The sequence below is a fragment of the Arthrobacter sp. Dra40 genome (genome assembly GCF_059091905.1).
Map to the genome: position 1 here is coordinate 1 of NZ_JBNHHB010000181.1, position 10,399 is coordinate 10,399.

Consider the following 10,399-nt stretch of genomic DNA (forward strand, 5'->3'; position numbering starts at 1 on the left):
GCTCCATAGTCCGAACCGGGCTGGAACCAGACGCCGGAAATGTGGGCGTAGCTGGGTTGCTTGGCTAGACGGAGGCCGGCGTTTCCTAGCTCAGTGCCGCCACCAGGTGCGGCAGCAGTGCGCGGAAGGCCTGGCCGCGGTGGCTGATGGCGTTCTTTTCCTCCGGCAGCAGCTCCGCGCAACTGCGGTCCATGCCGGCAGGCTGCAGGATAGGGTCATAGCCGAAACCTCCGGAGCCGCGAGGCTCGGTCAGGAGGACGCCGGCCAAGCGGCCCTCTTCGACGGCTTCCAGCCGGGGCGACACAACACTCGCGGCGCAGACGAATGCTGCACCGCGATGTTCGGGCGCGATGTCGGCCAGCTGGGCCAACAGGAGGCGCAGGTTGGCCTCGTCGTCGCCGTGTTTGCCTGCCCAGCGTGCGGAGAAGATCCCTGGGGCACCGCCGAGCACGTCAACGGCCAAGCCCGAGTCGTCGGCCACCGCCACGAGACCGGTTGCCTCGGCCACCGCGTGTGCCTTCAACAGCGAATTTTCAGCAAACGTCAGGCCGATTTCGGGGACGTCCGGCGCACCGGCTGCAGCGGCGTCGATCACCTGCGTATCCACGTCGAGCCCGGGAATCTGGCCCCGCAGCAGTTCGCGCAGTTCGCGCAGCTTGCCTTGGTTATGGGTAGCCAGGACCAGACGTGGTCCGGCACCCTGGGCGCCTTGCGGATCCCGTGCGCGATCCTGTGCGCCCTGTGGGTTGAGAGCGCCGCCCTGTTCGGCCCCGGTTTCAGCCACGGATAACTTCTCCCAGCGTCTCCGAAAGGGTGTCGCGCTGGATCTGGGAGAGCTGGGCAGTGCCTGCCAGAGCAAGGTCCAGCAGAGCGTCGAGCTCCGCACGGTCGAACGGTGCGCCTTCGGCGGTGCCCTGGACTTCCACGAACTGGCCGGAGCCGGTCACCACCACGTTCATGTCGGTTTCCGCGCGGACGTCTTCTACATAGGGCAGGTCCAGCATGGGCACGCCGTCGATAATTCCCACGCTCACGGCGGCCACGGTGTCGGTCAGGGGCCGAGCGGAGCGGGCAATCAGTTTCTGCTCCTTGGCCCAGTGCAACGAATCGGCGAGCGCCACAAAGGCGCCGGTGATGGCCGCGGTGCGGGTGCCGCCGTCGGCCTGCAACACATCGCAGTCCAGCACGATGGTGTTCTCCCCCAGTGCCTTGGTGTCGATCACCGAGCGAAGCGAGCGGCCGATCAGCCGCGAGATTTCATGCGTACGCCCGCCGATCTTGCCCTTGACGGATTCGCGGTCGGAACGTGTGTTGGTGGCGCGGGGAAGCATGGCGTATTCGGCGGTGACCCAGCCGCGTCCCTCGCCCTTGAGCCAGCGGGGCACGCCCGCAGTCAACGAGGCGGTGCACAGCACGCGGGTGTTGCCGAATTCAATCAGCGCGGAGCCTTCGGCCTGGTTGGACCAGCCACGGGTGATGCTGATCGGGCGCAGCTGATCCGGCGTCCGGCCGTCGGCTCGGGCAGTGACGGCGGGCAGGGCGGAGCTGGAATCAACATCAGTCATGGCACCAGCCTATCGGCTCGCGCCGGCCAGCGCGGTTCAGACTGGGAGGCTCAGGCGGTGCGAGTCAGATGACGTAGCTGACGCCGGCCACCGCCACGGCCAAATCGCCCTGGTAGGTTTCGCGGGCCTCGTTGACGGTGCGCACGGAATCGTTCCAGACCGGCAGGTGGGTCAGCAGCAGCCGCCGGACCTGCGCTTCGGTGGCGGCCGCGCCGGCGCGCTTCCCGGTGAGGTGCACGCCGTCGACCGCGTCGTCGCGGCCTTCATGGAAGGCGGCTTCGCAGAGGAACATGTCCGCGCCGGTGGCTGCTTCAACCAGCTCGGGGCAGCTGTCGGTGTCTCCGGAATAGGCCAGCACCCGCGTCACCGGCCCGTCAGGGGTGGGTTCGGTCGCCTCGACGCGGATGGCGTAGGCCTCTTCCACTGGATGGCGCACCGGGTAGGGCGTGATGGTAAAGGGGCCCAGCTTCACCGGTTCCCGTTCCGACCAGTGGTGGAAGTCGAATTCCTCGGTCATGCCGGGATCCAGCTCGAGTCCGTAGGCGGTGGCCATCCGTTCCGCGGTGGCCGCCGGCCCCCACACGGGTATGCGGCCCTTTGCCCAGCCACCGGGTTTCCAGCGTACGGCCACATGGAGTCCGCACAGGTCCATGCAGTGGTCCGGGTGCAGGTGGCTCAAGAAGATCGCGTCGATGTCCTCCAGCTCCATGTAGCGCTGTGCGGTCCCCAGTGCGCCGTTGCCCAGGTCCAGCAGGATCCGCCAGACGCGTTCGCCGTCGTCGGCAGTCACCAAATAGCACGACGCCGGGGACTGCGGCCCGGGAAACGAGCCGCTGCAGCCGATGATGGTCAGGTTCATGCCCGCTCCCCCTGGTTGGGCTGCCGTGCCGCGCCGGCAAACGGCGAGACCCTGGGCGCAGACGCCGCGCCGGCTCGTGCGGCGGCGACCATCTCGGGAGTAATCCGGGCCATGCTGCCGGTGGGATAGTGTGCGGCCACGTGGTCCACGTGCTCCACCGCTATCACCTCCGGCCCCAGGAACCGGCGGGCCAGCACCTCGAAGGAGGCGGCATCGCCGGTGGCAACGAAGTGGTGCTGGCCCGGTGTTCCTTCCGGCCGGAGCAGATCGTGGGAGACCAGTGAACGGTAGACGTCCTTGGCGGTCTCTTCCGCGCTGGAAACCAGCGTGACGCCGTCGCCCATGACATAGGAGATGACGCCGGTCAGCAGCGGATAGTGGGTGCAGCCGAGCACCAGGGTGTCAACGTCCGCGCGCTTGAGCGGCTCCAAGTACTCTTCGGCGGTGGACAACAAGTCCTGCCCCGCGGTGACGCCGGCCTCCACGTATTCCACGAAACGCGGACAGGCCACCGAGGTCACGTCCAGGTGAGGCGCGGCGGCGAAGGTGTCCTCGTAGGCGCGGGAGCCGACGGTGGCCGACGTGCCGATCACGCCGATCCGGCCGCTGCGGGTGGAGGCGACGGCGCGGCGGACCGCCGGCTGGATCACCTCGATCACCGGGATGCCGTAGCGGGCGGTGTAGCGCTCCCGGGCGTCGCGCAGCACGGCGGCGGAGGCCGAGTTGCAGGCAATGACCAGGAGCTTCACGCCGGCGTCGACCAGTTCATCCATCACGCCCAGGGCATTCGCGCGCACCTCGGCGATCGGCAGCGGGCCATAGGGTCCGTTCGCTGTGTCGCCCACGTACAGAATGGACTCGTTCGGCAGCTGGTCGATGACCGCGCGGGCAACAGTCAGCCCGCCCACCCCGGAATCGAAGATGCCGATCGGAGCTGCGGGTTGGATCAACATCTTCGGTGTCACTGCCTTTCCGGGCTCATATTCACTAGAGGATAAGACGTGCACTGCCGGTTGGGCGAACTTCTGTGCGGCTTCTGTAAGCCATCTCACAGTCCTGCCTTGGGTGGCAGCTTCCCTCGCTGCGCCGCGGAGCTTTAGCGCTCGTCGCCCCGATGCCGTTCCAATCCGTCCAAAAGAGCCTGCATCAGCGTCTCCTGCAGCCAGGTCATGAAGTTGTAGACCAGCGCCAGGTAGGCCTCCAGGTCCTCCGCCTGGGACCAGTCATCGATCTCATGCAGCGCCTGGGCGTCCTCATCCGTGTGGATCTCCAGCCGCTCGGCCAGCACCAGCCGGACGTCATTGGCGGCGCGTGCGAACAGCCGGGCCTGCTCATCGGTCAGTTGCATGGGTGAGTGTTCCAGCAGCAGCGCGCTGGCGCGCAGCGCCCCGAGCTTGTCCTCGCGCAGTGAGCGCTCGGTGAGCCTGCGGAACTCCAGCGCCTCGCCGTCGTCGTGCTGTACCGCGTCGGGGAGCAGCCGCAGCAGGGCCGCGTCCTGGGGCTTGGCGGCGTCGAGGTCCAGGCCCACCATGGCCGCCAGCGGATCCTCGTCCTTCCGATCAATCTCCAGCATGGAGATCACGTCCCCGAACAGCTTCCCGATCAGGTCACGCTCGGCCGGCTCCAGGAAGCCGGTAATCCCCTTGCGCGTGCGCTTGAATGCCTTGGCCATCTACGCCTGGTCCGCCTTCTGGTAGGTGGCCCACAGGCCGAACGAATGCATCGCCACGGTGTCCCGCTCGGCCTGCTCGCGGCTGCCGGTGGCCACCACGGATTTGCCCAGTTGGTGCACTTCGAGCATCAACTTGCGCGCTTTGGCCTCCGAATAGCCGAAGTAGCTCTGGAAGACATAGCTCACGTAGCTCATCAGGTTGACCGGATCGTTCCACACGATGACGACCCACGGGACGTCTTTGGCCGTGAGTTCCGACGATTCCGTGCGGCGGGATGTCTCGATATCCGCGTCCAGCACTGTGGTGCAGGAGGGAAGCATGCTCACGGTCATGACTTCCATTGTAGGCAGGAGCCGTTGCCGAGCCCGCCGGCGGCCCGGAAGTACTCAGACGGCGAACACAGGATTAGAGTCGTGGATGTGAACACTGCAGCCGGCTGGGGACATCCCAGCACCTCCCTGTACACCGACCACTACGAGCTGACCATGCTCCAGGCCGCCTTGCATTCCGGGGCAGCCCATCGGCGCTCCGTCTTCGAGGCCTTCGCCCGGCGGCTGCCCGAGGGACGCCGGTATGGCGTGGTGGCCGGCACCGGCCGGATCCTGGAGGGCATCGAGCACTTCACCTTCTCCGAAGACCAGTTGGATTTCCTGGCCCGCACGGACGTGGTGGACGCGAAGACCATCGACTGGCTGGCCGATTTCCGTTTTTCCGGCGACATCTACGGCTATGCCGAGGGCGAGGCGTACTTCCCCTACTCGCCGATCCTGATTGTGGAATCAAGCTTCGCCGAAGCCTGCATGCTGGAGACGTTCATCCTGTCCGTGTTGAACCACGACAGCGCCATCGCTTCGGCAGCTTCCCGAATGACCGGCGCGGCCGGCGGCCGGCCTTGCATCGAGATGGGGTCCCGGCGCACGCACGAGGAATCGGCCGTCGCTGCCGCCCGCGCCGCGGTGATTGGCGGCTTCTGGAGCACCTCCAACCTGGAAGCCGGCTACCGGTACGGCGTCAAGACGGTGGGAACGGCCGCCCACTCCTTCACCTTGCTGCATGACAGCGAGCAGAAGGCGTTCGAAGCGCAGTTGGCTTCGCTGGGCGTGGGAACCACCTTGTTGGCGGACACGTACGACGTCGAGACCGCCGTCCGTACGGCCGTGGACTTGGCAGGTCCCGAGTTGGGCGGCGTGCGGCTGGATTCGGGCGACCTGATTGCCCAGGCGCAATGGGTGCGCAAGTTGCTGGACGATCTGGGCAACCACCACACCCGCATCACCGTCACGTCCGACCTGGACGAATATGCCATCGCCTCGCTGGCCGCGGCTCCGGTGGATTCCTATGGCGTCGGCACCGCACTGGTCACCGGGTCCGGCGCGCCCACCGCGAGCATGGTCTACAAGCTGGTCAGCCGCGAGGGCCCCGGCGGCGAGCAGGTCTCGGTGGCGAAGGCCTCGAAGAACAAGATTTCCATGGGCGGCCGCAAGTATGCGCTGCGCCGGCTCAACCAGCGCGGCGCCGCCACGGCCGAGGTGATCGGCATTGGCCATCGGCCGCTCGACGACGGCAACGACCGGCCGCTGCTGCAACAATTTGTCACCAACGGCAAGCTGGCGGACGGCTGGACCGGCGCCGAAGGCGTCCGCCGCGCCGCTGAACGCCACACCGCCTCCATGGCCGAGCTGCCCGGCGCCGTACACCGGCTGCAGCGCGGCGAGGCCGCCATTCCCACCGAGTTCGAGGAGCAGTCATGACCCGAGCATTGATCATCGTCGACGTCCAGAACGACTTCTGCGAAGGAGGCACCTTGGCCGTCGAGGGTGGAGCGAAGACCGCCGCCGACATCAGCGAACACTTGGACACCCGACCGGACGACTACGACGTCGTGGTGGCGACGCAGGACTGGCACGTGGAACCGGGCAGCCATTTCTCCGACGAGCCGGACTTCGTGGACAGCTGGCCGCGGCACTGCTTGGCCGGCACGCGCGGGGCCGACCTGCACCCCGACCTGGACACCGACCGGATCGACGCCTACTTCCGCAAAGGCCAGTTCGACGCCGGCTACTCCGGTTTCGACGGCCTGCTGGCACCGGCTGACGAAGTAGCCACCGGCGAGCGCGAGGACGACGAGGAAGAAGACGAGACCGAGATGCCCAGCCTGGACGACTGGCTGCAGGAACACGAGGTGGATGAAGTGGTGGTGGCCGGGCTGGCGACTGACTACTGCGTACGGCAGACGGCGCTGGATGCCGTACAGGCCGGCTACGCCACGTCAGTGAACCTGACGCTCTCGGCGGGAATCAACGCCGAGCGCGTGGAGAAGACGCTGGCCGAATTCAGCGACAACGGCATCGACGTCATCAAATAGCCGGCGCGAGCCGGCCACGGTGCGGCGGCCTCCGTGCGAGGCTCGAGGCCGCCGACGCCACCTTCGGCCGACGAGGTCAGGGATTAGCGCCGAGATCCGCCGCCACCGCCCCTGACCTCATCACGAAATCAGGGGTTGGCTGCGAGATCATCGGGTATAACCCCCGATCTCGCAGCCAGCCCCCAACCTCGGCGCGAGGTCAACCCGACAGGTTCCGCGCTTCCCGCTAAGCCGCGTGCGATTCCGGCTGCGGATCTCCACGCAGGCGTAAGCGCCTTTGGTCGATCACCGGGACGGGGGCTATTTGCGGCCGATGAACCAGTCTTGGAGCTTCTTCAGCCGCTTGTTCAGCTGCTCTTCGTTGGCCTGGGCCACGGCCGGACCGCCGCAGACCCGGCGCAGCTCCGAATGGACCACGCCGTGCGGCATGCCCGAGCGGGCCGACCAGGCGGAGACGTTCTTGGCCAGTTGGTTGCGCAGTTCGGTCAGCTGCCGGTGGTCCACCACGGCCGGCGCCGGCTCAGCGGCGGCAGCGCCGCCGGCACGCTGGCGCTTGCGGGTCTGCTGCTCCTGCTGGCGCTGGCGCAGCAGCACGCCCACTTGCTCGGCGTCCAGCAGCCCGGGGATGCCCAGGAAGTCCAGTTCGTCTTCGCTGCCGATCTCTCCCCCGGTGCCGAACTCGGCACCGTCGAACAGCACCCGGTCGAAGGAGGCCTGGGAGTCCAGCGCTTCGAACTTCTGCTTGGTCAGCTCCCCGGAGGCCTTGTCTTCCCGGTTGGCCTGCTCCATCAGCGCCTCTTCGGGAATGAAGCCTTCGTCGTTGTCCTTGTCCGGCCGGTCCAGCGCGTGGTCGCGTTCCAGCTCCATCTGGTTGGCCAGTTCCATCAGGTTCGGCACCGAGGGCAGGAAGACCGACGCCGTTTCGCCGCGCTTCCGGGCACGCACAAAGCGGCCCACGGCCTGGGCGAAGAACAGCGGCGTGGCCGTGGACGTGGCGTAGACACCGACCGAAAGTCGCGGGACGTCCACGCCTTCGGACACCATGCGCACGGCGACCATCCAGCGGCTGTCGCCGGCGGAGAACGACTCGATCTTCTCGGAGGCACCGGCGTCGTCGGAGAGGATGACCGTGGCGGATTCGCCGGTGATCTTCTTCAGCTGGCCGGCGTAGGCACGGGCGTCGTCGTGATCTGTGGCAATCACCAGCCCGCCGGCGTCGGGCACGGCCCGGCGGACCTCGGTCAGCCGCTTGTCGGCGGCAGCCAGCACGGACGGGATCCACTGGCCCTGCGGATTCAACGCCGTCCGCCACGCCTGGGCCGTGATGTCCTTGGTCACCGCGGCCTCGCCGAGCGACGCTGCGTACTCATCACCCGAGCTGGTCCGCCAGCGCATTTCGCCGGAGTAGGCCATGAACATCACCGGGCGCACCACGTGGTCGCGCAGCGCGCTGCCGTAGCCGTAGGTATAGTCGGCCCGCGAGCGGCGGATGCCGTCCTTGTCTTCGGCATACTCCACGAAGGGAATGGCAGCGGTATCGGAGCGGAACGGGGTACCGGTCAGCGCCAGCCGGCGGACGGCCGGTTCGAAGGCCTCGCGGATGCCATCGCCCCAGCTGAGCGCGTCGCCGCCGTGGTGGATTTCGTCGAGGATCACCAGGGTCTTCGCGGCCTCGGTCTTGGCGCGGTGCAGCATCGGTTTCATCGCCACCTGCGCATAGGTGACGGCGACGCCGATGAAGTCGCGGCCGTGCGAGCCGTCGGAGTTCTTGAAGTTCGGGTCGATGGCCAACCCCACCCGGGCGGCGGCGTCCGCCCATTGGCGCTTGAGGTGGTCGGTCGGCGCCACGACGGTGATCCGGTTGATGAGCCCGCGCTCCACCAGCTCTGTGGCCACCCGCAGCGCAAAGGTAGTCTTGCCGGCGCCGGGCGTGGCCACGGCGAGGAAGTCCTGGGGTGCCATCTCGAAGTACTTCTGCAGAGCCTCAGCCTGCCATTGGCGCAGCTTGGGCGCCGTGCCCCAAGCGGCCCGTTCCGGGTATGCCGGCGGCAGCACCGGTCCCGCGCCAAATAGTGTGTCGTTGTTCATTCGGTGGCCTCCTCCCGTTGTTCCTGTCCCTCTTCTGTCCGTTCCGCGCTGCGCCACCCGGTGGCGATGCCGCCGGCGGCCACCACGGCCAGCACCAGCCAGATCACCACGTAGACGCCGATCGCGCCGGGGTTGTCCGGATCGCGCAGCAGCGAAAACAGCGCTCCCGCTCCCGCGGTTCCCACCACGCCGCCCAGCTGGTCGGCCAGCTGCAGTGATGCGGAGTTCCGTCCGCGCTCTTCGGGAGCGGACATCTGGAGCACCAGCACCGAGGTGGTGGACAACGCCACCCCCATGGAGAACCCGGCCAGCGCCCAGACCACAATCAGAGCCCAGAGCGGCACCGACGGCGCCGAGACCAACGCCATCAGCCCCATGCAGGCGGTGAGGATGCCGGAGCCGACCACCAGCATCCGGTGCCGCGCGGTCTGCACGCGTGCCTGCACCCACGAGCCGATACTCCAGCCCACCGCGCCGGCCGTCAGGGCCAGGCCTGCCGTGGCGGGCGAGATCCCGTGCGCCGCCACCAGCATCAGCGGGATGAACGCTTCGGCGCCAAAAAACGCCAGGTTGATCAGCCCCCGGGTGGCGATCACGCTGGGCAGACCACGGCGCAGCCGCATCGTGCCGGCCGGCATGAGTTTGGGCAGCGCCACCAGTGCCAGCACCACTCCCCCGGCCGCCAGCGCATACCAGAGCACCAACTGCCAGGCAGGCCCACCGGCGACCGCTTCGAACAGGGCCCACTGGGCCAGGAACACGCCGCCGGCCAGCATCAGGCCACGAACCGCCTGCAGGCGTCCGGCGCGCCGGTCCGTCGTCGGGTTCTCCGGTGCACCCACGCTCCGGGTCCGCGGCCAGATGACCAGCACGGCCAGCAGGAAAATGGGCGCCACGCCGTAGAACACCAGGCGCCAGGAAATGTACTCGGCGACCACGCCGGCGGCCAGCGGCCCCACCAGCGAGGGAACCACCCAGGCCGCGGCCAGCCAGCCGAACACCACCGGCTGCATCCGCTGCGGATAGACCTGCCCGATGATCACATAGACGGCCACGATGGCGAAGCCGCCGCCCAGCCCGGCGACGGCCCGGCCGGCGGTGAAAATCCAGAATTCTCCGGCCACGCCGGACAGCACCAGGCCGGCAACCATCAGCACCAGCCCCGCCCCCAGCGCCGGGCGCGGGCCCTTGGCGTCGCACCAGACGCCGGCCACCACGCTGGCCAGCAGCGAGGCGGTCAAGAACATGGAGAAGGCCAGCCCGTACGCGGACTTGCCCTCCAGATCCGCCGCGACCACCGGCATCGCCGTCGCCACCGCCACCGCCTCGAAGGCCGCCAGCGTAATCACTGCCAGCAATCCCAGCGTCAGCGGCCGGTAGGCAGCCGACATCGCGCCGGGCGCGCGGACGGCAGTGGATTCGGTCATCAAGGAACCAGGACTAACTTTCTTTGCAGGCAGGCGAAAGCGAAGCGGGCGCCGAAAGGGCCCGCTTCGGATAAGTGGGAGCGGCTACTTCTTCTTGCCGGAATCGTCGCCGCCGGGGCGCAGGCCTTCGTAAATGGCCTTGCAGTCGGGGCAGACGGGGAACTTGTTCGGATCGCGACCGGGCACCCAGACCTTGCCGCACAGGGCGATCACCGGTTCGCCGGACAGCGCCGACTCCATGATCTTTTCCTTGCGGACATAGTGCGCAAAGCGGTCGCGGTCGCCTGGCTCAAGCTCTTCGCGGAGTTCTTCACGCTCGATCGTCGCGGTGGACCCGCCCGGGGTCTGCGGCGCGCGGGGGTCGTTTTCGAAAGGATCCGGGGGAAGACTCATGCCAACCATCTTAACCCCTGAAAAAGGAA

The 10,399-nt window shown here is 67.8% G+C and carries 11 protein-coding genes; 2 read left to right on the forward strand and 9 right to left on the reverse strand.

Annotation, left to right across the window (positions count from 1 at the left end; translation table 11 throughout):
• Positions 1-85: 85 nt before the first annotated feature.
• From rdgB to clpS, 6 genes are all read right to left on the reverse strand, one after another.
• A complete protein-coding gene (gene rdgB, locus AC5RWT_RS30000; protein ID WP_494083399.1) occupies positions 86-685 on the reverse strand; it encodes an RdgB/HAM1 family non-canonical purine NTP pyrophosphatase in 600 nt (199 codons plus the stop codon).
• A gap of 91 nt (positions 686-776) precedes the next feature.
• Positions 777-1,565 carry a ribonuclease PH gene (gene rph, locus AC5RWT_RS30005; RefSeq protein ID WP_494045700.1) on the reverse strand — a complete coding sequence of 263 codons (789 nt, stop codon included), beginning with the start codon at positions 1,563-1,565 and terminating at the stop codon, positions 777-779.
• 64 nt (positions 1,566-1,629) lie between these two features.
• Complete coding sequence (locus tag AC5RWT_RS30010; RefSeq protein ID WP_494045699.1) at positions 1,630-2,424, reverse strand: MBL fold metallo-hydrolase; 795 nt, start codon at positions 2,422-2,424, stop codon at positions 1,630-1,632.
• Positions 2,421-3,377, reverse strand: a complete 957-nt coding sequence (murI, locus tag AC5RWT_RS30015; protein ID WP_494045698.1) for a glutamate racemase — start codon at positions 3,375-3,377, stop codon at positions 2,421-2,423. The genes AC5RWT_RS30010 and murI overlap by 4 nt, the downstream gene beginning before the upstream one ends.
• A 143-nt stretch (positions 3,378-3,520) precedes the next feature.
• Entirely contained in the window at positions 3,521-4,096 is a 576-nt protein-coding gene (locus AC5RWT_RS30020; protein WP_494083395.1) for a DUF2017 domain-containing protein, read from the reverse strand.
• A complete protein-coding gene (gene clpS / locus AC5RWT_RS30025; RefSeq protein WP_494045696.1) occupies positions 4,097-4,429 on the reverse strand; it encodes an ATP-dependent Clp protease adapter ClpS in 333 nt (110 codons plus the stop codon).
• Positions 4,430-4,516: 87 nt separating this feature from the next.
• Between clpS and AC5RWT_RS30030 the strand changes: the two genes are divergently transcribed.
• Both AC5RWT_RS30030 and AC5RWT_RS30035 read left to right on the forward strand, forming a co-directional pair.
• Positions 4,517-5,848: a nicotinate phosphoribosyltransferase gene (locus tag AC5RWT_RS30030; RefSeq protein ID WP_494083396.1), complete on the forward strand. Its 1,332-nt coding sequence runs from the start codon at positions 4,517-4,519 to the stop codon at positions 5,846-5,848.
• Positions 5,845-6,462, forward strand: a complete 618-nt coding sequence (locus tag AC5RWT_RS30035; protein ID WP_494083397.1) for an isochorismatase family protein — start codon at positions 5,845-5,847, stop codon at positions 6,460-6,462. The genes AC5RWT_RS30030 and AC5RWT_RS30035 overlap by 4 nt, the downstream gene beginning before the upstream one ends.
• Positions 6,463-6,762: 300 nt before the next feature.
• Here AC5RWT_RS30035 and AC5RWT_RS30040 read toward each other — a convergent pair whose 3' ends face one another.
• From AC5RWT_RS30040 to AC5RWT_RS30050, 3 genes are all read right to left on the reverse strand, one after another.
• Positions 6,763-8,550, reverse strand: coding sequence for a DEAD/DEAH box helicase (locus AC5RWT_RS30040; RefSeq protein ID WP_494045693.1), 1,788 nt, complete (start codon positions 8,548-8,550; stop codon positions 6,763-6,765).
• Entirely contained in the window at positions 8,547-9,977 is a 1,431-nt protein-coding gene (locus AC5RWT_RS30045; RefSeq protein ID WP_494083398.1) for an MFS transporter, read from the reverse strand. The genes AC5RWT_RS30040 and AC5RWT_RS30045 overlap by 4 nt, the downstream gene beginning before the upstream one ends.
• Positions 9,978-10,061: 84 nt before the next feature.
• A complete protein-coding gene (locus tag AC5RWT_RS30050) occupies positions 10,062-10,379 on the reverse strand; it encodes a DUF3039 domain-containing protein (protein ID WP_494083400.1) in 318 nt (105 codons plus the stop codon).
• Positions 10,380-10,399: the final 20 nt, after the last annotated feature.